This is a genomic window from [Zimmermannella] faecalis ATCC 13722 (assembly GCF_000381765.1).
Taxonomy (GTDB): domain Bacteria; phylum Actinomycetota; class Actinomycetes; order Actinomycetales; family Microbacteriaceae; genus Gulosibacter; species Gulosibacter faecalis.
Genome location: NZ_KB907079.1, coordinates 69,442 through 92,667 on the forward strand (window position 1 = coordinate 69,442; position 23,226 = coordinate 92,667).

At 68.8% G+C, this 23,226-nt stretch carries 24 protein-coding genes and 1 tRNA gene; 12 read left to right on the forward strand and 13 right to left on the reverse strand.

The features are described 5' to 3' along the window. Nucleotides 1-186 precede the first annotated feature (186 nt). A complete protein-coding gene (locus G328_RS0108400) occupies nt 187-1,605 on the reverse strand; it encodes an aldehyde dehydrogenase family protein (protein WP_019618902.1) in 1,419 nt (472 codons plus the stop codon). Nucleotides 1,606-1,761: 156 nt separating this feature from the next. Here G328_RS0108400 and G328_RS0108405 point away from each other — a divergent pair, with 156 nt between their 5' ends. Further along, nucleotides 1,762-2,430, forward strand: coding sequence for an AIM24 family protein (locus G328_RS0108405; RefSeq protein WP_019618903.1), 669 nt, complete (start codon nt 1,762-1,764; stop codon nt 2,428-2,430). A 23-nt stretch (nt 2,431-2,453) separates the two neighbouring features. Continuing rightward, entirely contained in the window at nt 2,454-2,963 is a 510-nt protein-coding gene (locus G328_RS0108410; protein WP_019618904.1) for an SRPBCC family protein, read from the forward strand. Here G328_RS0108410 and G328_RS0108415 read toward each other — a convergent pair. The 4 genes from G328_RS0108415 to G328_RS0108430 form a co-directional block, all read right to left on the reverse strand. Further along, complete coding sequence (locus G328_RS0108415) at nt 2,960-3,463, reverse strand: HNH endonuclease (protein ID WP_019618905.1); 504 nt, start codon at nt 3,461-3,463, stop codon at nt 2,960-2,962. The two genes, G328_RS0108410 and G328_RS0108415, sit on opposite strands and share 4 nt — an antisense overlap. A 408-nt stretch (nt 3,464-3,871) precedes the next feature. Beyond that, the gene (locus G328_RS15900; protein ID WP_019618906.1) at nt 3,872-4,951 is read right to left on the reverse strand and encodes an NlpC/P60 family protein; all 1,080 of its coding nucleotides are present in this window, start codon (nt 4,949-4,951) and stop codon (nt 3,872-3,874) included. A gap of 201 nt (nt 4,952-5,152) precedes the next feature. Next, complete coding sequence (locus G328_RS16825; RefSeq protein ID WP_019618907.1) at nt 5,153-6,247, reverse strand: C40 family peptidase; 1,095 nt, start codon at nt 6,245-6,247, stop codon at nt 5,153-5,155. Between the two features lie 226 nt (nt 6,248-6,473). Continuing rightward, entirely contained in the window at nt 6,474-7,163 is a 690-nt protein-coding gene (locus G328_RS0108430; protein ID WP_026339762.1) for a metal-dependent transcriptional regulator, read from the reverse strand. A 95-nt stretch (nt 7,164-7,258) separates the two neighbouring features. On the opposite strand from G328_RS0108430, the gene serC reads away from it, so the two are divergent. Continuing rightward, complete coding sequence (gene serC / locus G328_RS0108435) at nt 7,259-8,380, forward strand: phosphoserine transaminase (RefSeq protein ID WP_026339763.1); 1,122 nt, start codon at nt 7,259-7,261, stop codon at nt 8,378-8,380. A 124-nt stretch (nt 8,381-8,504) separates the two neighbouring features. Here the strand turns inward: serC and G328_RS14880 are convergent, their stop codons facing one another. Further along, a complete protein-coding gene (locus G328_RS14880) occupies nt 8,505-9,101 on the reverse strand; it encodes a DUF3027 domain-containing protein (RefSeq protein ID WP_019618910.1) in 597 nt (198 codons plus the stop codon). Next, nucleotides 9,094-9,477, reverse strand: a complete 384-nt coding sequence (locus tag G328_RS0108445) for a cold-shock protein (RefSeq protein WP_019618911.1) — start codon at nt 9,475-9,477, stop codon at nt 9,094-9,096. The genes G328_RS14880 and G328_RS0108445 overlap by 8 nt, the downstream gene beginning before the upstream one ends. A 164-nt stretch (nt 9,478-9,641) precedes the next feature. Here G328_RS0108445 and G328_RS0108450 point away from each other — a divergent pair, with 164 nt between their 5' ends. The 7 genes from G328_RS0108450 (at nt 9,642) to G328_RS0108480 (ending at nt 17,206) form a co-directional block, all read left to right on the forward strand. Further along, on the forward strand, nt 9,642-9,902 hold the full coding sequence (locus tag G328_RS0108450) for a hypothetical protein (RefSeq protein WP_019618912.1): 261 nt from the start codon (nt 9,642-9,644) through the stop codon (nt 9,900-9,902). Then, a complete protein-coding gene (locus G328_RS0108455) occupies nt 9,899-11,641 on the forward strand; it encodes a helicase-associated domain-containing protein (protein ID WP_019618913.1) in 1,743 nt (580 codons plus the stop codon). Before G328_RS0108450 ends, G328_RS0108455 begins: the two co-directional genes overlap by 4 nt. An 11-nt stretch (nt 11,642-11,652) precedes the next feature. Next, nucleotides 11,653-13,305 carry a DNA repair helicase XPB gene (locus tag G328_RS0108460; RefSeq protein WP_019618914.1) on the forward strand — a complete coding sequence of 551 codons (1,653 nt, stop codon included), beginning with the start codon at nt 11,653-11,655 and terminating at the stop codon, nt 13,303-13,305. A gap of 13 nt (nt 13,306-13,318) precedes the next feature. Continuing rightward, nucleotides 13,319-14,314, forward strand: a complete 996-nt coding sequence (locus tag G328_RS0108465) for an LLM class flavin-dependent oxidoreductase (protein WP_019618915.1) — start codon at nt 13,319-13,321, stop codon at nt 14,312-14,314. Between the two features lie 56 nt (nt 14,315-14,370). Next, nucleotides 14,371-15,072: a response regulator transcription factor gene (locus tag G328_RS0108470; protein WP_019618916.1), complete on the forward strand. Its 702-nt coding sequence runs from the start codon at nt 14,371-14,373 to the stop codon at nt 15,070-15,072. 67 nt (nt 15,073-15,139) lie between these two features. Further along, the gene (locus G328_RS0108475; protein WP_235619864.1) at nt 15,140-16,825 is read left to right on the forward strand and encodes a sensor histidine kinase; all 1,686 of its coding nucleotides are present in this window, start codon (nt 15,140-15,142) and stop codon (nt 16,823-16,825) included. Nucleotides 16,826-16,915: 90 nt separating this feature from the next. Beyond that, nucleotides 16,916-17,206 carry a WXG100 family type VII secretion target gene (locus G328_RS0108480; RefSeq protein WP_019618918.1) on the forward strand — a complete coding sequence of 97 codons (291 nt, stop codon included), beginning with the start codon at nt 16,916-16,918 and terminating at the stop codon, nt 17,204-17,206. A 90-nt stretch (nt 17,207-17,296) separates the two neighbouring features. On the opposite strand, the gene groL is transcribed toward G328_RS0108480, so the two are convergent. From groL to G328_RS0108495, 3 genes are all read right to left on the reverse strand, one after another. Continuing rightward, nucleotides 17,297-18,916 (reverse strand): chaperonin GroEL, encoded by a 1,620-nt coding sequence (gene groL, locus G328_RS0108485; RefSeq protein WP_019618919.1) that lies wholly within the window; start codon nt 18,914-18,916, stop codon nt 17,297-17,299. 163 nt (nt 18,917-19,079) lie between these two features. Further along, nucleotides 19,080-19,661 (reverse strand): LytR C-terminal domain-containing protein, encoded by a 582-nt coding sequence (locus G328_RS0108490; RefSeq protein ID WP_019618920.1) that lies wholly within the window; start codon nt 19,659-19,661, stop codon nt 19,080-19,082. A gap of 30 nt (nt 19,662-19,691) precedes the next feature. Continuing rightward, nucleotides 19,692-19,979 carry a DUF3263 domain-containing protein gene (locus G328_RS0108495; protein WP_019618921.1) on the reverse strand — a complete coding sequence of 96 codons (288 nt, stop codon included), beginning with the start codon at nt 19,977-19,979 and terminating at the stop codon, nt 19,692-19,694. Nucleotides 19,980-20,098: 119 nt separating this feature from the next. Here G328_RS0108495 and msrB point away from each other — a divergent pair, with 119 nt between their 5' ends. Beyond that, the gene (gene msrB / locus G328_RS0108500) at nt 20,099-20,500 is read left to right on the forward strand and encodes a peptide-methionine (R)-S-oxide reductase MsrB (RefSeq protein WP_019618922.1); all 402 of its coding nucleotides are present in this window, start codon (nt 20,099-20,101) and stop codon (nt 20,498-20,500) included. Between the two features lie 51 nt (nt 20,501-20,551). On the opposite strand, the gene G328_RS0108505 is transcribed toward msrB, so the two are convergent. From G328_RS0108505 to G328_RS0108515, 3 genes are all read right to left on the reverse strand, one after another. Then, nucleotides 20,552-21,097, reverse strand: a complete 546-nt coding sequence (locus G328_RS0108505) for a YceI family protein (RefSeq protein WP_019618923.1) — start codon at nt 21,095-21,097, stop codon at nt 20,552-20,554. 79 nt (nt 21,098-21,176) lie between these two features. Beyond that, a tRNA-Thr gene (locus G328_RS0108510) sits at nt 21,177-21,252 on the reverse strand. A gap of 43 nt (nt 21,253-21,295) precedes the next feature. Further along, nucleotides 21,296-22,048 (reverse strand): SDR family NAD(P)-dependent oxidoreductase, encoded by a 753-nt coding sequence (locus G328_RS0108515; protein ID WP_019618924.1) that lies wholly within the window; start codon nt 22,046-22,048, stop codon nt 21,296-21,298. A gap of 160 nt (nt 22,049-22,208) precedes the next feature. Between G328_RS0108515 and G328_RS0108520 the strand changes: the two genes are divergently transcribed. Continuing rightward, nucleotides 22,209-23,219 carry an ABC transporter ATP-binding protein gene (locus G328_RS0108520; protein WP_019618925.1) on the forward strand — a complete coding sequence of 337 codons (1,011 nt, stop codon included), beginning with the start codon at nt 22,209-22,211 and terminating at the stop codon, nt 23,217-23,219. Nucleotides 23,220-23,226: the final 7 nt, after the last annotated feature.

The following is a 23,226-nucleotide window of genomic DNA, read 5'->3' on the forward strand; positions in this document are numbered from 1 at the left end:
GCGGATGCGGGTGAGGGCGCGGGCGCGGATGCGGGTGAGGGCGCGGATGCGGATGCGGGTGAGGGCGCGGATGCGGGTGAGGGCGCGGATGCGGGCGCGGGTGCGAGCGTGGGGCACCACACGCAAACGACCCGGCCCGGTCTCCTCGCGAGGTGACCGGGCCGGGTCGATACGGAACGCTGGGTGCTACGCCTTCGGGATCGTGATGACGTGCGGCTGACCGAGGCTCTTCAAACCGGCAACGCCAAACTCGAGGCCGTAGCCCGACGCCTTCGCGCCACCGAACGGCACGCGCGGGTCGATCGCGCCGTGCTGGTTGATCCAGGTGGTGCCCGCCTCGAGCTGGCGCGCGACCTCAACCGCGGCATCGGTATTCGAGCTCCACACGCTCGAGCCGAGCCCGACCTCGAGGCCGTTCGCCCACTCGATCGCCTGCTCGAGCGAGTCGTACTTGATGATCGGCAGCGCGGGGCCGAACTGCTCCTCGGCGACGAGCGGGTTGTCGTTGTCGATGTTCGACACGATCGTCGTGGGGTAGAAGAAGCCCGGGGCGTCGGCGTCGGGGTCGCCGCCGACATTGATCGTCGCGCCGGCGTCGCGCGCGGCGTTCACGAGGCGGTCGACCACCTCGTACTGCGAGCGGTTCTGTAGCGGGCCGAGCACGTTCTGCTCGTCGAGGCCGTTGCCCATCGGCATGTTCTTCGCGACCTCGGTGAGCGCCTCGACGACCTCGTCGTAGATCTCAGCCGGCACGTAGAGGCGCTTCAGCGCGGCACAGGTCTGGCCCGTGTTGATGAAGGCGCCCCAGAACAGGTTCTCGGCGTGCGCCTTCACGTCGAGGTCGGGCAGCACGATGCCGGCGTCGTTGCCGCCGAGCTCGAGCGTGAGGCGGGCGACGTTGTCGGCCGCGTCGCGCGCGATGATCTTGCCGACCTCGGTCGAACCGGTGAACATGACCTTGCCGATCTTCGGGTGGCCCGTGAGCGCAGCGCCAACCTTGCTGTCGGCCGGCACGACCGTCAGCACGTCTTCGGGCAGCACGTCGTTGAGCACCTTCGCGAGCGCGAGCACCGAGAGCGTCGTCGAGCTCGCGGGCTTCGACACGACCGTGTTGCCCATGCGCAGCGACGGCGCGAACTGCCAGATCGCGATCATCATTGGCCAGTTCCACGGGTTGATCGCGGCGACGACGCCGATCGGGTCGTAGTGCAGCTCGGCGCGCTGCGTGTCGTCGTCGACGAGCACCTCGGGCTCAACCTCGAACGCGGCGTTCGCCCGCAGCCAGCCGGCGCAGGCGCCAACCTCGAAGCGGGCGTTCGGCCCGTTCAGCGGCTTGCCCTGCTCGCGCGACAGCAGCACCGCCAGCGCCTCGGCCGACGCCTCAACCGCATCCGCCGCCTTGTTCAGGTAGTCGCTGCGCTCGGCGTGCGAGAGCTTCGCCCACGCAACCTGCGCCGCCTCGGCGCGGTTGATCGCGTCTTCGAGGTCGGCGGGTGTCGCAACCGGCACCCGGGCGAAGACCTCGCCGGTGCTCGGGTCGATCACGTCACGGCCGCCCTCGGCGGGCTGCACTGCGGCAATGAGTTCGTCGGCTGATGAGTACATGACCCCTCGTTTCATCGTCGTTGATGGTCGGTGCTCTCACAGTAGATCCGCCGATCGGACGAAACCCCCTACATCGCACGGGGTGCACCGGCAGACAAGCAGTGAGCGCGCGCGGTCAACCGCGTATAACTGGCAGCAGAACGAAAGGACGCCACCATGCGCAGCCCCATTTTCGACAAGGACAACTTCCGCGACCCATCCACCGACCGCTGGGTGCTCGAGAGCAGCCGGATGCTCCGCATCGGCTTCGGCCCCGGTGCGATCTCGCGCAAGGGCGCGATGGTCGGGTACCGCGGCAACCTCGACTTCGCCCACCAGGGCTCGAAGTCGGTGGGCCAGTTCTTCAAGAAGCAGTTCACGGGCGAGGGCAAGAACCTCATGCACATCACCGGCCAGGGCGAGGCGTGGCTCGCGAACCGCGCCCAGCAGGTGTTCCTCATGGAGCTCGAGAACGAGGGCATCACGCTGAACACCGACCATCTGCTCGCGTTCGACGACCAGCTCAGCTACGAACCGAAGATGCTCGGCAATGCGGGCCTCATGGCGGGTGGCCTGTTCAACCTCGAGATCGGCGGCAGCGGCACGGTCGCGGTCACCTCCGATGGCACGCCGTTTGTGCTCGACGCGAGCCAGGGCCCCATCTATACCGACCCGCAGGCGACCGTCGCGTGGTCGGCGCAGCTCGCGCCGACCATCAAGAACGACTTCAAGATGGGCTCGCTCATCGGCCGCGGCTCGGGCGAGGCGTTCCAGCTCGCGTTCCACGGCCAGGGCTTCGTCGTGATCCAGCCCTCTGAGGGATGGCCGGTGCAGATTCAGTCGTAGCCGCGGCTTCGTAGACTGGTCACATGTCGCAGTCGTACGAAGCCTCGACCACCGTTCCGCTCTCCCCCGCCGAGGCGTTCGCGCTCGCGCACACGCTCGGGCCCGACCGCACGGTGTGGGATACGCGGGTCGAGAAGCAGCTGTTGCTGCGCGACGCGACCGAGCTCGGCCAGGGCACGCAGGTGTTTCAGCGCCTCACCGACGGCCTGCGCCTCATTCACGAGTACGACCTCTGGCTGCCGGGCCAGCTCTCGAGCACGCACCTCGTGAAGGGGCCGTGGTGGCTCGACGCGTTCGGCGAGGGCTGGCACTTCACCGAGGCCGACGGCGGCACGCGCGTCACTTGGAAGGTGACGTTCCGCCACCGCCTGCCGGTGTTCGCGCCGCAGGCTGAGGCGGCGCTCCTCCCCCGGCTGCGCCAGACGCTCGACGCACGCATGCTCGACTACCGCGCCGCCGCCCTCGACGCCGACCTCGTCGAGCGCGCCGCGTCGGGCGTGCTCCCGTTCGGGGCACGCCACCGCGACCGCTAAGCCGCTTGCTGCTCGAGGTACGGCGCCCACTCCGCCGACGACTCGCGGTCGACGCCGCGCACGTGCCAGCCGTGGCTCACGGGCGCCGACGGACGGTGCCGCAGTTGCCAGCCCATCTCCTCGGGCGTGCGGTCGCCCTTGACGTTGTTGCAGCGCAGGCAGCAGGCGACGAGGTTCTCCCACGTGTCGCGTCCCCCGCGGGAGCGCGGCTGCACGTGGTCGATCGTGTTCGCGAAGCGGCCGCAGTACGCGCAGCAGTTGTCGTCGCGCCGCAGCACGCCCTTGCGCGACACCGGCATGCGCCGGGCCATCGGAATCCGCACGTAGCGGGTGAGCAGAATCACGCGGGGCCGCGCGTACTCGCGGGTCTGGGAGCGCAGCGGAACCGCCTCGTCGGCCTCGAGCATCGAGGCCTTGCCCCCGAGCACGAGCACGAGCGCACGGCGGTCAGAGACCACGGCGATCGGTTCAAAACCGGCGTTGAGTACGAGTGTTCGCATGAGATTGCTCCCCATATCCAGACAAAAAATGGCACTGCCACAGGGCAGTGCCATCACACGACGCAGGCGCGACTATTCCGTGGTGGAAATGGCGCTCGAATCCGGAGCAGGCGCGCACCTGCGGCCTGACCTGTCGACGCTGCGAGGCCATGGCTGCTCCTTTCGATTCGAGGCGGCGACCGGCGGGGCCGGTCGGGCGTTCTGTGGACGATGGTACTGCGGGATACGCGTGCGACCGCGCTTTCGCGCCCGCGGCTCGCGCGGCGGTTACCAAGAGTTCACGCGCGGGCAACCTTCGCGGCGCCGCATCCCGTGAGCACCGACACGGAGCACATCGACGCAGCGGGAAAACGACACCGCCGGGAACAAGCTGCGCTTGTTCCCGGCGGTGCATACGTTCTTCGGCGGTTAGCCGACGCGGATGATCACGTCGTAGAAGTAGGGCGAACCCTGGTACGACGAGAGCACGTTGTCGTCGGCGGCACCGTTCCAGCCACCGTGGTAGGCCTGGCCGTTGCCCGCGTAGATCGAGACGTGGTAGCCGTACTTGATCATGATGTCGCCGGGCTGCGCCTGGCTCGGGTCGATCTGCGTGCCGAACTGCGTGAACGAGCTGACACCGAGGTCGGGGCCGCCGTTGAGGCGCGGCGTCGTGAGGCCGGCCGCCGCGAGGGCGTTCTGCACGTAGTCGGTGCAGTCCATGCCGTACGAGCCGAGCATCGACTGCGCGTACGCGACGATGGTCTGCTGCACAGAGCCGGTGGCCGGCGCGTTGCTCGAAGCCTGCTGTGCCGAGGCGTCGCTCGACTCGGTCGAACCCGAGGCGTTCGAGGTCGACTCGCTCGACGAACCGCCGGTCGAGGACTCTTCGACCTCTTCTTCAACCTCGACGGGCACGGCGACGGCGGCCGACGCAACGGTCGAGCTGTCGAAGGTGCTGATCTCGGTTTCTTCGGTCGACTCAGCGGCGGGAGCGGCAACGGTCTGCTCTTCGGCAGCCTGCTCGGCCTCCTCGGCCTCCTGCGCGGCGGTGTCGGCAGCCGACTGCGTCGCCTCGGTGACCTGGCTGTTCACTCCGGCGAGCAGGTTGGCCTGGTGCTGCGCGTCGGCAGCAACGACACCCTGGCCGGCAACGGTGGTGAGGCCGACCGCAGCAAGGGCGGTGACCGACGCCGCGGCGGCGAAGCCACCAGCGGTACGACGACGACGCTGCGCGATGAGCGCGGCGGGGCGCGGCGCACGCACGGTCAGGCTGCGCACCTCGGCGCCCTGCTCGGCAGCGGCCGGCTCAGTGATCTGCTCTACCAGCTCGGTCGGGAGCACCGAGATGAGCGCGGTCATCTCGTTGCGCTCGATGCGACCGGTGTCCTCACGGCGGAACGCGGCGCCGGGCTCGGCACTCGCGACGGGACGGACGCCGGTGCGGCGCTCGATCTCACGAGCCTCACGGCGAGTGAGCGGTGCGCCAATCTGCGTGGTGTTGTCCAATTTCGACCCTCCGCACCGCTGATATTTCCCCGCCCACTGAGACTTTGTGAGTTCTGCTGAGGGGGCGGGTTTGCGGTGCCTCAGCGTGACCTGAACACGGTGGTGTTCGTCGACAGGTTCGAGCGTAACGAAAGATCACGGCAATGTCACGCTCAAGTGACGGAAATCTCACGAAAAGATAACGACTTCCGTCACCGGGGGTTATCCGAGGTGCACGAAGTAGTGCGAACCCCAGTCGATCGTGCCGTAGCGAACGCTGTCACCGGCGTACGGCGCGTGCAGCATCGAGTTCGGCCCGGCGTAGAAACCGATGTGGCCGTCGTAGATCACGAGGTCGCCCGGCTGCGGGTTCGTCGTGACCTCACCCATCGACGCGAGCTGCGCGATCGACGTGGTCGCGTCGTATCCGGCCTCGTTGAGCACCCACGCGACGAAGCCGGCGCAGTCGAAGCCCATCGAGGGCGACGTGCCGCCCCAGACATAGGGAACGCCGATGTACTGCTCGCCGATCGCGAGCAGCGAGCTGCCCGACGTCGCCGAGGTCGAGGCGGTCGCGCTCGCCGCGGTCGACGCTTCGGCCGATGCGTCAGCCGAGACCTCGGTGGCGCTGGTCTCGTCGGCGGGGACCTCTTCTACGGCGGGCTCCTCGGCGGCCGACTGCACCGACGCGGCGTCGAAGCTTTCGATCTCGGTGAGCTCGGTCGACTCGGCGGCAGGCGCCGACGTCGTCGACTCCTCTGCCGTCGCGTCAGCCTGCTGCGTCGCCTCGGTCGCGTCGTCAGCAACCTCGTCGCTCGCGAGCACGTCGTCGACGGTGTCCTGCGCGTTGATGCCGCCGAGCAGGTCGGCGCGGTGCGCCTCGTCGGCGACGACGGCGCCCTGGCCGATCACCGAGGTGAAGCCGACCGCGGCGAGCGCGGTGACGGATGCGGCGGCGGCGAAGCCTCCGGCGGCACGACGGCGCGAGCGGGCCACGAGGGCTGCGGGGCGGTCGGCACGCACGGTGAGGCCGCGGTTCGGGCGGTCGGCCGGAGCGGCCGCGGCCGCCTCGGCGGCGAGGTCTTCGGGAATGACCGAGAGCAGCGTGTCGAGCTCGTTGCGGTCAATGCGACCCGTGTCCCACGGGGTGGTAACGACGGATGCGGTGGGCGTCGCGGGCTGCGCGCGGCGGAACGCGGCGAGCTCGTCGTGCTGCGGGGAGGCGGCAGCGACGGCGACGGGGCGGACGCCAGTACGGCGCTCGATCTCACGAGCCTCTCGGCGGGTGAGTGCGCCGGCGGGGGTGGTGTTGTCCAAATTCGACCCTCCGCGCCGCGGCAGTACCCCCGCCCACTGAGCTTTTCGAGAAGCAGAGCCGAGGGGGCGGGTTCGCGGCGCCTCGACTCGACGACAACACGGATGTGTTCGTCGGTCCACCAACGGTAACGAAAGATCACGAAAATGTCACGGTTATGTAACAGATTCGACTACTTTAGATAACGATTCCCTGGTCAGGCGCGATTTTTAATTGTAACGAAGTTGGTCACACATCGGTGATGTAGACGTGCCGGGCGAGCTCGATCGGCACATCGACCTGCGTGGTCGAGTCGACCGGCGACAACCGAATGTCTTCCCCGAGGTACTCGACGACGACGCGGGCGCCGGGCATCACGCCCTGCTCGCGGAACATCCGCATCGACTCGAGATCGGCCTGCAACGGCTCGCCGAGCCGACGCACCTCGGCGACATCGCCCGAGGAGATCTCGGCCGCGTCGAGCGACACGACGCCGCGGAAGAACGCCTGCTCGGGCTGCACGTCGGCGGTAACCGCCGACGGAATCGGCGTGCCGTACGGCGACTCGGTCGGCCCACCGAGCAGCTGATAGATGCGCTCTTCGGCCTCGTCACTCATCACGTGCTCCCAGCGGCACGCCTCGTCGTGCACGATCGCAAGATCGAGCCCGATAACGTTCGCGAGCAGCGACTCGGCGATGCGGTGCTTGCGCAGCACCCGCAGTGCCTTCTCGCGCCCCATGGTCGTCAGCACGAGCCGACGATCGGCCGCCACCTCAACGAGTCCGTCTCGTTCCATGCGCGCGATGGTCTGCGACACCGTCGGACCGGAATGCCCAAGCCGCTCCGAAATGCGCGCGCGCAGCGGGGTGATTCCCTCTTCTTCGAGGTCAATGATCGTGCGAAGGTACATCTCCGTCGTATCCACCAAGTTTGACACCGTGCACCCCCTTTCGACGCTGGTCGAGTTCATTTTCAAATATATCGGTTCTAGGCGAACGAATCTGTCACGCGTCCCGGCTTAGGCTTGAGCGCATGAGTGATATTCGTATCCCGGCCAATCTACTGCCAGGCGACGGTCGATTTGGTGCCGGACCCTCGCGCGTCCGCGAATCGCAACTCGATGATCTCGTGCGACGGGGTCGTGACGTCCTCGGCACGTCGCACCGGCAGGCACCCGTGAAGCAGCTCGTCGCGAGCGTGCGCGCACAGCTCGGCGACCTCTACGGCCTGCCCGAGGGATACGAAGTCGTGCTCGGCAACGGCGGCGCGACCGCGTTCTGGGATGCCGCCGCGTTCGGCCTCATCGAGCGCCGCGCCCAGGCCGCCTCGTTCGGCGAATTCGGCAGCAAGTTTGCGCGCGCCGCGGGCGCGCCGTGGCTCGAGGCACCGGATGTGCGCGAGGCGCCGGGCGGCGAAGTTGCACTGCTCGAGCCGGCCGCCGGCATCGACCTCTACGCGACGCCGCACAACGAGACCTCCACCGGCGCGATGGTCACGCCGACCCGTGTCGCGAACGACGAGGGCGCGCTCACGCTCATCGACGCAACGAGCGCCGCGGGCGGCATCGAGGTCGACCTCGAGCAGGCCGACGTCTACTACTTCTCGCCGCAGAAGAACTTCGGCAGCGACGGCGGCCTCTGGTTCGCGCTCATGAGCCCGGCCGCGCTCGAGCGCGTCGCGCGCCTTGCCGCATCCGACCGCTACATTCCCGAGTCGCTCAGCCTTCAGCTCGCCGTCGAGAACTCACGCAAGGAACAGACGCTGAACACGCCCGCGATCGCGACCCTCTCGCTGCTCGACTCACAGCTGCGGTGGATGCTCGCCGACGGCGGTCTGCCGACCGTCGCGGCCCGTACGCGTGCCTCGAGCGACCACATGTATCAGTGGGCCGCCGAGCGCGAGTGGGCGACGCCGTTCGTGCGCGACGAGCAGTACCGCTCGCAGGTGATCGCGACGATCGACCTCGACGAGCGCGTCGACAGCGGCGTGCTGCGCGGCATTCTGCGCGAGAACGGCATCGTCGACGTCGACCCGTACCGCAAGCTCGGCCGCAACCAGCTGCGCGTCGGCACGTTCGCCTCGGTGCCGACGAGCGACGTAGAGCAGCTCACCGCCTCGATCGACTACGTCGTCGAGCGGCTCCTCGCCAACTAGCGACGGAGACCGGGCCTGCCCCGCGCATCCGCCCGCCCCATTCGCCACACACCTCCGCGAACTGACGGCTATTTGCAGCTTTTTCGTTGAAAATGCTGCAAATAGCCGTCAGTTCGCGATGGCGCTAGCGGCGGCGACGGCGCGTGCGGCGCTGCGTGCGCTGCGACTTCGGTCGCCCGCGCCCGCGTCGGCCCGAGCGGCGACCGCCGCGGCCCGAGCGTCCCTCGGAGCCCGCCGACTCGCCAGACTCGCCCGACTCGTCGTCGGCGTCGTCGGTGTCGGCATCCGACTCGTCGTCGCCGTCTTCGTCGTCGTGCTCCGCCTCGTCGAAGTCGTCGTCCTCGTCGTCGAACTCCGCGCCCTCGGCGTCGTCCTCGTCATCGACGAGGTTGCCGTGGCGATCGTGCGTCGCGCGGAACTCGGCCAGGCGCTCAGCCCACGGCACCCAGGACGGCGCGAGCAGCGCATCCTCGCCCGGCAGCAGGTCGCACTCGAGCACGGTCGGCTCGGCGTCGTCGACCACGGTCGTCCAGACCGTCCAGAACCAGTCGCGGTGGCCGGGCACGTTCGCGGCGAAGCGCAGCGTGCGCACGCCCTCGTCGCTCGGCTCGGAGGTCTCGAGGTGCTCGCCGATCTGCTCGGCCGGGGCAACCTCGGCAAGCGCCGCGAGCGCGAGGCCGATCAGGCCCTCGTCAGTCGTCGTCTCGGCGGCCTCAGGCATCGAAGTCGTCCGCAACGCGGCGCAGCATCGCCGCGATCTTCGCGCCGGCCGCACCCTCGGGGTACTTGCCGTGGCGCAGCTGCGCGCCCACGCGGTCGAGCACCTTCACGAGGTCGTCGACCACGATCGCCATGTCGTCGGCGGGCTTGCGCTTCATGCGCGTGACCGAGGCGGGCGCATCCACGACGCGCACCGAGAGCGCCTGCGGGCCACGGCGCCCGTCGGCAATGCCGTACTCGAGCTTCGTGCCCGCGCGCAGCTGCGTCACCTCGGCCGGCAGCGCGGTCGCGTGGAGGAAGACCTCCTGACCGTCGTCGCCCTGCACGAAGCCAAAGCCCTTGTCGGCGTCATAAAACTTCACCTTGCCCGTTGGCATGGCACATCTCCTTTGCACCCTCGGTCGGATGCGTCGAATCGAAACCGTCGCGGCGAGCCCTCGCGCGCGGGCGTGTGCCCCGCGCGGTGCCGCGGTGGCTCCAGTCTACCCGGGGCAGCGACATCACGACATGCCGCGGCGACTACGTGGCCTAAGCTAGTTCGGTGCCCAAGTCACCAGAGCAGGCCCCGGTCGGCCGGGGCGAGAAGATTCTCGCGAACGCCACTGCCGCGCTCGCCGTCATCGCGTTCGTCTGCCTTGTCTCGGTGCTCGTCGCCCCGCTGTTCGGCGTCGACTTCGCGACCACCGCATCGTGGTACTGGCCGGCCGCGCTCCTCGTCGCCTGGTGGGGCTTCCCCATCGCGCTGATCGGCGTCGCCGCGGTCATCATCACCCGCATCATCGCCAACCGCAGGCACAAGTGACGAACGTCCCCGACTCGATGCGCATCCTTGCTTCCCTGCGGGAGCTTGATGAGTCGGGGTTTGCGTGGCTGCTGCGTGAGCGGCGCGTGCCGACGCGCGGGCTCGCCGACCCGATCGACCTCGCCGAGTGGCTCGAAGACCCGACGAACATCGACGCGACGCTCGGGCGGATGCGCTGGCCCACCCTGCGCGGTCTGCGGCTCGGCGACGAGGCCGCGCTCGCCGAGGCCGCGCGCCTGCAGCTCGCGGTGACCGACGGCGAGCGGCCGCGGCTGCTCCCCCGCGCCGCGCAGACCCTCGCCGAACTGCTGCCCGAGGTGCCCGACTTCACCGCCGAGGCCGACGCCGCGGCCGCCGCGAACCCCGTGCCCTCGGGCGCCGACCGGGCGCAAGAGGCCGCGCAGCTCGCGAGCGACGCCCTCTGGCTGCTCGACGCCCACCACCGGCCCGTGCAGCATGCCCGCAGCGGCGTGCGCCTCAGCGCGGTCGAGCTGCGGCGCCTCGCGGTCGACCTCGAGCGGCCCGTCGAGGTCGTCGACGCCGTCTACGAGTGGCTTGCGAGCACCGAGCTCATCGCCCCGACCGGACCCACCGCCGGCGACCAGTGGGCGCCCACCGAGGCCGGCCGCGAGTTCCCGCGCCGCCCCGTCACCGAACGGTGGCGCATCCTTGCCGCCGCGTGGGCGCGCTCGCTCACGATCGCCGACGTGCGCGCCGCCGCGTGGTTTGACGAGCCTGCCGAGGGCTCGATGCATCCGGCCGTCGCGCTCGGCCTCGCCGACGCCACCCGCGCCGCGCTTACCCGCCTCGGCGGCCTCGTGCTCGACGACCGGCTCGACGAGGCGACCGCCGCGCTCGCCCCCGAGCTCGCCGAGCCCGTCACCGGGGTCTACGTGCAGCCCGACCAGACGATCGTCGCGCCGGGCCCGCTCTCGGGTGACGACGACGCCGCCCTGCGCAGCTTCGCGCAGCTCGAGCACCGAGCCCTCGCGAGCCAGTACCGGCTCACGCAGTCGTCGATCGAGCGCGCGCTGCTGTCGGGCGCGACGATCTCGAGCATCCACGACCGCCTCGAGCGCCTCTCGCTCACGGGTATTCCGCAGCCCGTTGCCTACCTGCTCGAGTCGTCGGCCGAGCGCTTCGGCCGCGTGCGCGTGCGCGCCCACGTCGACGACCACGGCCGGGTCACGAGCCGCGTGCGCGCCGAGTCGGCGCAGCTGTTCGACACGCTCCGCATCGACACGGCGCTGAGCTCGCTCGCGCTGCGCGTCGTGCCCGCCGGCGAGCAGCGCGACGAGGCCGAGCTCGCCTCGGTCACGAGCCCCGAGACCGCCCTGCTCACGCTCGTCGAGGCCCGCTACCCCGCGGCGATGGAGACGGTCGACGGCGAGCTGCGCGGCGGACTGCGCCGTGTCACCGCCGAGCCCTACGAGCCCGAGCCCAACGCGACCCTGCGCAGCGCCGCCGAAGCCCTCGCCGAGCACGCCGCCTCGGCCCCGCCCCGCGACGACGAGGCGACCTGGCTGCGCCGGCGCCTCGAACTCGCGCGCCGCGACCGCCTCGAGCTGCGCCTCGAAATCGCGCTCGGCGACGAGCGCACCGCCGAGCTCAACGTGATCCCCATCGCCGTCACCGACCAGCGGCTGCGCGCCCGCGACACCGGCGCCGAGGTCGAGCGCACGGTTCCGCTGCGCGCGATCGTCGCCGTCGAGGGAACCCGCGTCGCCCGACACGACTAAACTCAATCGGTATGGCTGACGGACCCCTCATCGTGCAGAGCGACCGAACCGTACTGCTCGAAGTCGCGCATCCCGACGCGGATGCGGCCCGGCACGAACTCGGGGTATTCGCGGAACTCGAACGCGCGCCCGAGCACATCCACACCTATCGCATCACGCGCCTCGGCCTCTGGAACGCCCGCGCCGCCGGCCACGACGCCGAGGAGATGCTCGGCACACTCGAGCGCTACGCGAAGTTCCCCGTGCCCGACGCGGTCGCGATCGACCTGCGCGAGACCGTGAACCGCTACGGCCGGCTCGTCGTCGACCGCGACGACGAGGGCCTCGTGCTGCGCGCGAGCGACGAGGCCGTGCTGCGGCAGGTCGCGTCAAACAAGAAGATCGCCCCGATGCTGCGCGGCTCGGCCGGCAGCGGCGTCATGCGCGTCGAAGACTGGGCCCGCGGCGAACTCAAGCAGCAGCTCGTGAAGCTCGGCTGGCCCGCCGAAGACCTCGCGGGCTACACGCCCGGCACGCCGCACGAGATCGACCTCACGAGCGACGGCTGGTCGCTGCGCGAGTACCAGCAGGATGCGGTCGACCACTTCTTCACGGGCGGCTCGGGTGTCGTCGTGCTCCCCTGTGGCGCGGGCAAGACGATCGTCGGCGCGGGCGCCATGTCGGCCGCCGGCACGAACACGCTCATTCTCGTGACGAACACCGTCTCGGCGCGCCAGTGGCGGGCCGAGCTGCTGCGCCGCACGAGCCTCACCGAAGACGAGATCGGCGAGTACTCGGGCGAGGTAAAAGAGGTCAAGCCGGTCACGATCGCGACCTATCAAATTCTCACCGCCCGCCGAAAGGGCGAGTACGCCCACCTCTCGCTGCTCAACGCGCTCGACTGGGGCCTCATCATCTACGACGAGGTGCACCTGCTGCCCGCGCCCGTGTTCAAGCTCACCGCCGAGCTGCAGGCCCGCCGCCGCCTCGGCCTCACGGCAACCCTCGTGCGCGAAGACGGCCGCGAGGGCGACGTGTTCTCGCTCATCGGCCCGAAGCGCTTCGACGCACCCTGGAAAGAGATCGAGGCGCAGGGCTACATCTCCCCCGCCGAGTGCTTCGAGGTGCGTGTCGACCTCCCCTACGAGGCGCGCATGGAATACGCCGGCGCGAGCGACGAAGACCGCTACCGCATCGCCGCGAGCGCCGAGGTAAAGCACGACGTCGCCCGCCGTCTCGTCGCGAAACACGCGGGCGAGCGCATCCTCATCATCGGCCAGTACCTCGACCAGCTCGACGCGATCGCGACCGAGCTCGGGGCCCCGAAGGTGACCGGCCAGACCCCCGTCGCCGAGCGAGAAGAGCTGTTCGAGGCGTTCCGCACCGGCGACGAACCGATTCTCGTCGTCTCGAAGGTCGCGAACTTCTCGGTCGACCTGCCCGATGCTTCGGTCGCGATTCAGATCTCGGGCTCGTACGGCTCGCGCCAAGAAGAGGCGCAGCGCCTCGGCCGACTGCTTCGGCCCTCGTCGTCGGGCGTCACGGCCTCGTTCTACACGGTCGTGTCGCGCGACACGGTCGACCAGGACTTCGCCCAGAACCGACAGCGATTCCTCGCCGAGCAGGGGTACTCGTACTCGATTCTCGACGCCGACGATATCGACGCGGCCGCGAACGCCGCCTAACGAAAGCACGCACATGACCTTCCAGCACCTCGGCTTCATTCATCTCGTCCCGTTCGAGCGTGAGGCGCCGGCGGCAGGGTTCCGCGACGCGATCGAGCTGTTCCAGCACGCGGATGCGCTCGGGCTCGACTCGGGCTGGCTGCGCACCCGCCACCTGCAGTACGGCGTGCCCTCGCCCGCCGTACTGTTCGGCGCGCTCGCGCAGGCGACCGAGCGCATCCGACTCGGCAACGCCGTGATTCCCGTCGAGTACGAGAACCCGTTCCGCCTCGCAGAAGACCTCGCGACGGCCGACGTGCTCTCGGGCGGCCGCCTGCTGCCCGGCCTCAGCGTGCATCCGCCCCGCTACTCGAGTGACGAGGTGAACGATCTCGTGTTCGACACGGGCTGGCGCGAAGAGGACTACGGCTACGGCCGCATCGAGCGGCTGCGCTCACTGCTCGCCGGCGACAGGGTGCGCGACCTCGAGGGCTACGCCGGCTTCGGCGGCGACATCGACTCGGAGCGGGTCGAGCCGCACTCCCCCGGCCTCGCCGAGCGGCTCACGTACGGCGGCGGCTCGCTGAAGTCGGCGCGCTGGGCGGGCGAGGCGGGCCTCGGCTGGCTCGTGAGCAACATCTCGACGAGCGAGCACGGCGTCACCGACTTCTCGCTCGCGCAGCGCGCGCAGATCGACGCGTACCGCGAGGCGGGCGGCAAGTGGGTCACCGTCGCGCGCGTCATCGTGCCGACCGACGGCGCGACCGACGAGCAGGTCGCGAAGTACCGCACCTACGCCGAGGCGCGCAACCCGCGCACCGAGGGCATCGTTGGCAAGAACACGCTCATTGCGAAGGATGTGCTCGGCTCGCTCGACGAGATTCTCGAGTTCGTCACGAACGACCCCGCGATTCAGGCGGCCGACGACCTGCTGTTCGAGCTGCCCTTCGAGATGGAGCTCGCCGACTGGCGCCAGATGCTCACGCAGCTCGCGACCGTCATCGGCCCCGCCCTCGGCTGGCGGGCATAGGGAGCGCATAACGGCGCATCAGACGGCATTCAGCAATTTGGCCGCAAAATAGCCTTATGACTGATGGCGGACCAAAGATCCTGGTAGTTGATGACGAACCGAACATTCGCGAGCTGCTCTCGACGAGCCTCCGCTTCGCAGGATTCATGGTGCGCACCGTGGGGAACGGCGCCGGCGCGATCGCCGCGGTGATCGACGAAGAGCCCGACCTGATCGTGCTCGACGTCATGCTGCCCGACATGTCGGGCTTCGCGGTCACGAAGCGCCTGCGCGCCTCGGGCTACGTCTCGCCGATCCTCTTCCTCACGGCGAAGGACGACACCGACGACAAGATCGAGGGCCTCAACTCGGGCGGCGACGACTACGTCACGAAGCCGTTCAGCCTCGACGAGATCGTCGCGCGCATCAAGGCGATTCTGCGCCGCACGATGCACACCGAAGAGGAGGCCGTCATTCGCGTCGGCGACCTCACGATGGACCAGGACACGCACGAGGTGTTCATCAACGACGAGCCGGTCGACCTCTCGCCGACCGAGTTCAAGCTGCTGCGCTACCTCATGCTCAACCCGAACCGCGTGCTGTCGAAGTCGCAGATTCTCGACCACGTGTGGGAGTACGACTTCAACGGCGACGCCGGCATCGTCGAGTCATACATCTCGTACCTGCGCCGCAAGCTCGACGCGCACACGTCGGAGTCGCTCATTCAGACGAAGCGCGGCTTTGGCTACATGCTCAAGGTGCCCGGGGTGAAGGCGTAGCCGTTTGGCCTCCGGTCCCTCGCGGTGGGATCAACTCTCCCTCCGCAATCAGCTCACCATCGTCAACGTGGTGCTGCTTGCCCTCTCACTCGTGATCGCAGGCAGCGGCACCACGTTGCTGCTGCGTCCAACCCTCGTCGGGCAGCTCGACGCGAGCCTGCGCTCGATCGCCGCCGACCCGACGCTCGTGCTCGGCGGCGACGTCTCGACGGGCGAGTTCGGCTTCGAGCAGATCCGCACCGCCCCGCAGCCGTACTACGTCGCGATCGTCGACGACTCGGGCGACATCATGGTCGACAACTGGGAGTGGCAGCCGCGCTCGATCGCGCCTGACCTCACCTCGATGGAGCTCAAGTACGAGGGCACCGTCGGCACGGGATTCTCGATCTACGAGCTGACCGACGGCCTCGGCTCGCCGTGGCGCGCGGTCGTGATTCCCGAGTCGCAGTACGACTCGAATCAGGTGTTCGGCACGCTCATCGTCGCGATGCCGATGTCGAGCGTGAACTCGACCATGGCGAGCTTCCTCGCGATCTTCTTCGGCTTCGGCCTCTCGGTGCTGATCTTCGCGGCCGTGCTCACCCGCATGCTCGTCTCGGCGACGCTGCGGCCGCTGCGCAAGGTCGAGACGACGGCGATCAACTTCGCCGCGGGCGACTACGACCAGCGCCTGCCCGAGGCGACGCCGAACACCGAGGTCGGCCGGCTCTCGCGCTCACTCAACTCGATGCTCGGGCAGATCGACTCGGCACTCATCGACCGCGACCGCACCATTAGTCAGATGCGAAGGTTCGTCGGCGACGCGTCGCACGAGCTGCGCACGCCGCTCGTGACGGTGCGCGGCTACGCCGAGCTCTACCGCATGGGCGCCCTCGACGAGCCGACGAAGGTCGGGCAGGCGATGGACCGCATCGAGGGCGAGGCGAAGCGCATGGGCGGCCTCGTCGAAGACCTCCTGCAGCTCGCGCGGCTCGACGAGAATCGCGAGATCGCGAAAGACGTGCTCGACCTCGAGCCGATCGTCGACGACGCGGCGATGGATACGCGGGCGCAGGCCCCCGACCGCACCGTGCGCGTGCATCCGATCGTGCTCGTGCTCGACGACGAGCATCCGTACCGCCCCGGCGAGAGCGCGTTCGCGACGCTCCCGACCGTCGTGACCCGCGAGCCCGACGCCGAAGAGCAGGGCGACGACGAGCCGGATACGCCGGCCAGGCGCTCGACGCGGGCTCGGCTCGCGCGCGTGCTCGGCCTGCGCCGACGCACGCAGGTGGCCGACGACGCCGAGGAGCCCGTCGACGCGACGCCCGAAGCGGACCCGGAGCAGCCCGAGTTCGACGACGCCGACGAGGTGCCGGCGATGATCTACGGCAACAGCGACAAGGTACGCCAGGCGATTCAGAACATCGTCGGCAACGCGCTGCGCTACACGCCCGAGGGCACGCCCCTCGAGCTCGGCATCGTCGTCGACGTGCCGCGCGAGCGCGCGATCGTCGAGGTGATCGACCACGGCGACGGGATTCCCGAGGAGAGCCGGAAGCAGATCTTCCAGCGGTTCTGGCGGGCCGACACGTCGCGCACGCGCGACACGGGCGGCACCGGCCTCGGGCTCGCGATCGTCTCGGCGATCATGCAGGGGCACGAGGGCGACGTCGACGTTGTCGAGACGCCGGGCGGCGGTGCCACATTCCGCTTGGGATTCCCCCTACTGATGGCCCCGCCTGTGGATGAACAGCTCTCCACAGATTCGTGATCTGGAGCCCGGCGCCCGCAGCGCCGGGCTCTACCTTTGGGGCCGAGTCTCGCGCGACCATTGCGCGGGGCCGCGAGAAGGGAGCCCCTCATGGCCAAGTTCACCGTCGACAGCGACCTCATTCAGTCCGCCGTTTCGGCCGTGCAGACCGACATCGAGTCGGTGCGCACCGCAACCGGCAACCTCACGAACCAGCTGCTCAACCTGCAGGCGAGCTGGCAGGGCCAGGCGCAGACCGCGTTCCAGGGCGTCGTCGAGCAGTGGAAGTCGACGCAGAGCCAGGTCGAGCAGTCGATCGAGTCGATCAATAGCGCGCTCGCCGCGGCTGGCACGCACTACGGCAACACCGAGGTCGACGTGATTCGCCTCTTCGCGGTGTAGCCGCATCCGCCCGGAAACGCGCCGAAGGCGGGCGACTCGGCCGAGTCGCCCGCCTTCGCGGGTGCGGGGATGCTCCCCGCGGGCAGGACCTTAGAAGTCCATACCGCCGGTGGGGTCGCCAGCCGGGGCCGCGCCAGCGGGGGCGGGTTTGTCGGCGACGACGGCCTCGGTGGTGAGGAAGAGACCGGCGATCGAGGCCGCGTTCTGCAGCGCCGAGCGGGTCACCTTCACCGGGTCGAGGATGCCGGTGGCGATCATGTCGACGTACTCGCCCGAGGCGGCGTCGAGACCGTGGCCGAGGTCGAGACCGCGGACCTTCTCGGCGACGACACCGGGCTCGAGGCCGGCGTTGAACGCAATCTGCTTGAGCGGGGCGTCGAGCGAGGCGCGCACGATTGCGGCACCGGTCGCCTCGTCGCTCGAGAGCTCGAGCGACTCGATGGCCGAGCCGGCCTGCGTGAGTGCGACGCCACCACCGGCGACGATGCCCTCTTCGACGGCAGCCTTCGCGTTGCGGACGGCGTCCTCAATGCGGTGCTTGCGCTCCTTGAGCTCGACCTCGGTGGCCGCGCCCGACTTGATGACGGCGACGCCACCGGCGAGCTTCGCGAGGCGCTCCTGGAGCTTCTCGCGGTCGTAGTCGGAGTCGGTGTTCTGGATCTCCTGCTTGATCTGGGCAACGCGGCCCTCGATCTGCGCAGCGTCGCCAGCGCCCTCAACGATCGTCGTCTCGTCCTTCGAGATGATCACCTTGCGGGCGTGACCGAGCTGGTCGAGGTTCGTGTTCTCGAGCTTGAGGCCGACCTCTTCCGAGATGACCTGGCCGCCCGTGAGGATCGCGATGTCCTGCAGCATGGCCTTGCGGCGGTCGCCGAAGCCGGGAGCCTTGACGGCGACCGACTTGAAGATGCCGCGGATCTTGTTGAGCACGAGGGTCGCGAGCGCTTCGCCCTCGACGTCCTCGGCGATGATGAGCAGCTGCTTGCCGGCCTGCATCACCTTGTCAACGACCGGGAGGAGGTCCTTGACGTTCGAGATCTTGCTGTTGACGATGAGGATGTACGGGTCTTCGAACACCGCCTCCTGGCGGTCGGTGTCGGTGACGAAGTACTGCGAGAGGTAGCCCTTGTCGAAGCGCATACCCTCGGTGAGCTCGAGCGTGGTCTCGAAGGTGTTCGACTCTTCGACGGTCACGACGCCCTCGCGGCCGACCTTGTCGATCGCCTCGGCGATGAGCGAACCGATGTGCGGGTCGGCAGCCGAGATCGAGGCGGTGGCGGCGATGTGGTCCTTGCCCGAGACCTCAACGGCCGACTCGAGCAGGTGCTTCGTCACGGCCGCGACGGCCTTGTCGATGCCGCGCTTGACCGAGATGGGGTCGGCGCCGGCGGCGACGTTGCGGAGGCCTTCCTTCACGAGGGCCTGGGCGAGCACGGTTGCGGTGGTCGTACCGTCACCGGCGACGTCGTCGGTCTTCTTCGCGACCTCCTTGACGAGCTCGGCACCGATCTTCTCGTAGGGGTCTTCGAGCTCAATTTCCTTGGCGATCGAGACACCATCGTTGGTGATGGTGGGCGCGCCCCACTTCTTCTCGAGCACGACGTTGCGGCCGCGCGGGCCAAGCGTCACCTTGACGGTGTCCGCGAGCGTGTTCAGGCCACGCTCGAGACCGCGACGAGCCTCTTCATCAAAGGCGATCATCTTCGACATAAATGTGTCGTCCTTTCAGGACCTGAGTGGTCTTCGTGTTAGCACTCAGTGTGCTGGAGTGCCAACACCCATGTTGGCACTCTCACCCTGAGAGTGCAAGAACGACGCGGGGCGTCCGCCGCGGGCGAACCGCAGCGAACGCCCCGAGCGAGGCTGCCCCGAACTAGAGCAGCGCGTCGGCCGCGTCCTGGCCGAGAATGATCGTCATCGTGCCCTCGGGCGCGACGTTCGGGTCAACCGTGATTTCGCCGTAGCCGAGGGTCTCCTGCGCACCGAGCGCGGCGCCGCGCTGGTCTTCGCTCGCGATCACGATGCTCGTCGTCGCGTAGTCGTAGCTGTCGGCGTCGGCCGTGCTGCCGACGGTCCAGCCGTCGGCGACAAAGACGTTCGTGCCTGCCGTCGCGAGGCCCGGAGTGCCGACGCCGTTGAGCACCGTCAGCGAGATCGACGCGTCGATCGTCGCCTCGGGCTCGGCGGCCGTCTCGGTCGGGGCGGCCTCGGTCGCGCCGCCGGTCTCCTCGGGCGCGGTCGTCTCTTCCTGCTGTCCGCCCATGTCGGCGGTGAACTGCACCTGGCGGTCGATCATCCACATGACGCCGACGCCAATGCCAACGAGCAGCACGAACGCGACGATCGCCACGATCCACGACATGAACTTCGACGCCCACGTACGCGGCGCACGGTGCGCGCCGCGACGCTTGAGCGTGTTCGGGAAGTCGTCGAAGCGATCCTTGGGGTACTTCACGTTGTGCTGAATCTTCCTGCAGGGGTAGGGCTAGTGGCGGCCGCCGGCGGTGCCGAAGCTGGCCGTGCGGCGCTGCTCGCGCATCCGCCGAAGCCGATGAACGAGCATCGGGTACGCCACGAGTGCCGAAGGCGACTCAATGAGCGTACCGAGAATCTGATAATACCGAGCGGCCGAATAGCCAAAGCGAGCCCGAATCGCGTCTTCTTTCGCGCGGCTATGGGCCGGATGCTCGGCCTCGAACTCGAGCAGGTCACGATCTTCGTCGTGCAGCGGCGGCTGCGCCGGCTGCCGAAGAACACCCGAATCGCTCGGCATATTCGAGGCTCCTCTCACGTTGACCTGAGTGCGGTGTGCACTGGATGCGAGCCTACGCGCCGACGGCTGGATTCCCGTAGGGCGCGCGTAAAGTTGGCCGAGTCTATCGAGGAGGAACCATGGCATACGAGGTCGAGCGAACGGATGCGCAGTGGCGCGAGCTGCTGAACCCGCAGGAGTTCCAGGTGCTGCGACAGGCCGGCACCGAGCGCGCGTTCACGGGCGCCCTCCTGAACGAAGAGCGACCGGGCACGTACACGTGCCGCGCGTGCGGCAACGAGCTGTTCGCCGCGACGACGAAGTTTGACGCCGGCTGCGGCTGGCCGAGCTTCTGGGAGCCGCTGCGCGAGGGCGCCGTCGAGTATCTCGAAGACACCACGCTCGGCATGCGCCGCGTCGAGGTTCGCTGCGCGAAGTGCGGCTCGCACCTCGGGCACGTCTTCCCCGACGGCTACGGCACGCCGACGGGCGACCGGTTCTGCATGAACTCGGTGAGCCTCGAATTCGTCCCCGCTGCCTAGACACCCCAGCTGCCTAGCACCGACTTCTCGAAGGTACTGCGGGGCGAGCCGCTACTGCTTCACAAGCGAGAGCTCGAACTCGAGCGTGATCTTGTCGCTCACGAGCACGCCGCCCGAGTCGAGCGGGGTGTTCCAGCGCACATCCCAGTCGCGACGGTCGATGCGGCGCGAGCCCTCAAGGCCCGCGCGCGTCGCGCCCATCGGGTCGTGCTCGACGCCCATGAGCTCGAGCGGGATCGACGTCTGGCGGGTGATGCCGCGAATCGTGAGGTCGCCCGTAACGATGAACTGGTTGTCGCCGATCTCGTCGATCGAGCTCGACACGAACGTGATCTGCGGGAACTCCCCCACGTTGAGGAAGTCGGCACTGCGCAGGTGGTCGTCGCGCTCGGGCTGGCGCGTATCAATGCTCGCCGACTCGATGACGACGTTCACTCGCGACTCGGGCAGTGACTCCGCGTTGATGTCGGCCTGGCCCGAAACGTTGTTGAAGGCGCCGCGCACGCGCGACACCATCGCGTGCCGGGTCGAGAACCCGACGCGGGAGTGGGCGTTGTCGATGTGCCAGGTGCCTGCGAGCAGCGGGTCGATTGCCATGTGGTCGTTCCTTGCCTCTGCGGGTAGTTCTTCGCTCCCAAGCCCGCTCGCGCATCGGCGTGCGAGCATCGGAGGGCGATGGAGCCGACTACGGGGTTCGAACCCGTGACCTTCTGTTTACAAGACAGATGCTCTACCAGCTGAGCTAAGTCGGCAACGGCACCCCATACTACGGGGTGTATGGGATGCCGGGGAGGGTTAGATCGTCGTGTAGCCGCCGTCGATGAGGTAATAGCCCCCGGTGACGAACGAGGCGTCGTCGCTGAGCAGGAATCGCACGACCTTCGCGACCTCCTCCGGTTGGCCGAGGCGGCCGAGCGGATGCTTGGCGGTGAGCGCGTCGTACGCCTCCTTCGGCAGGCCCTGCAGCAGCGGCGTCTCGATGTAGGCGGGGCCGACCGAGTTGATGCGCAGGCCCTGCGGCCCGTACTCGGCGGCCGCGTTCTTCGTGATGCCGACGACGCCGTGCTTCGCGGCGGTGTACGCGCCGTTGCCGAGCGCGGCGACCGTGCCGTGAATCGAGGCCATGTTCACGATCGCGCTCTCTGCCGCGCCTGCCTCGAGCATCGCGGGAATCTGGAACCGCATGCCGTAGAGCACGCCGTTGAGGTTGATGTCGATGACGCGGTCCCAGTCGTCGAGGTCGGTCTCGCCGGCGGGCGCCTGGTTGCCGCCGATACCCGCGTTGTTCACGGCGTAGTTGAGCTTGCCGTAGGTCTCGACCGCAACCTGCACGGCCCGCTCCGAGTCGCCGCGGTCGGCGGTGTTGCCGACAACGGCGGTCGCGGTGCCGCCCGCGGCCTCGATCTCCGAGACGACGCGGTTTGCGCCCTCCTCGTTGAGGTCGGCGACGACGACCTTCGCGCCGAGCGACGCGAGCTCCTTCGCGACGGCCTCGCCGATGCCCGAGCCACCGCCGGTGACGAGCGCTACACGATCAGTGAATGACATGGAATTCCTCCTGGTTCGGCGCTCGCTCTGGGGGCGCACCGTGCGGCCGTGAGCGCTGCCGCAACTGTCGCACCGTCAGCCAACAGCATCCTGACAAAAGTTGTTGATTTGCGTCCGTGTCGGGCAAGGCCAATCCCGTGCCCCACTACGATGGATGCTCATGGCCGCAGTAACCTTCGCGAGCGTCTCACGCCGCTTCCCCGGCGCCACCCGTAACGCCGTCGACTCGCTCGACATCGAGATCGCCGACGGCGAGTTTCTCGTGCTCGTCGGCCCCTCGGGCTGCGGCAAGACGACGACGCTGCGGATGCTCGCGGGCCTCGACCCCGTCGACGACGGCCGCATTCTTATCGGCGACGACGACGTCACGAACGTGCCGCCGAAAGACCGCGACATCGCGATGGTGTTCCAGAACTACGCGCTCTACCCGCACCTCACGGTCGAGCAGAACATGGGCTTCGGCCTGAAGACCCGCGGTGTCGCGAAGTCGACCCGCGTCGAGAAGGTGCGCGAGGCCGCGAAGCTGCTCGACCTCGAGCCGCTGCTGCACCGACGCCCGTCGGAGCTCTCGGGCGGGCAGCGCCAGCGCGTCGCGATGGGCCGCGCGATCGTGCGAGAGCCGCAGGTGTTCCTCATGGACGAGCCGCTCTCGAACCTCGACGCGAAGCTGCGCGTGCAGACGCGCGCGCAGATCGCGTCGCTGCAGCGCCGGCTCGGCACGACGACCGTGTACGTCACGCACGACCAGACCGAGGCGATGACGATGGGCACCCGCATCGCGGTGCTCAACGAGGGCAAGCTGCAGCAGCTCGGCACGCCGCAGGAGCTCTACGACCGCCCGGCGAACGACTTCGTCGCGAGCTTCATCGGCACGCCGGCAATGAACTTCTGGAACGAGGGCGACGACCGCGTCGGCGTGCGGGCAGAAGACCTGCGCCTCGCCGAGCCCGGGGCGGATACGCCGGGCGGCATCCCCGCGCGCGTCACGCTCGTCGAGGAGCTCGGCGCCGACGGCTACCTCTTCTGCACTGGCACGATCGGCGGCGAGGAGCTCCAGCTCGTCGCCCGCGTCGACGGCCGCAGCCACCCGCAGATCGGCGACGAGGTCGTGCTCGTGCCGAACCGCGAGCGCATCCACCGGTTCCGCGCCGACGACGGCACCCGCCGCTAGCTGTACC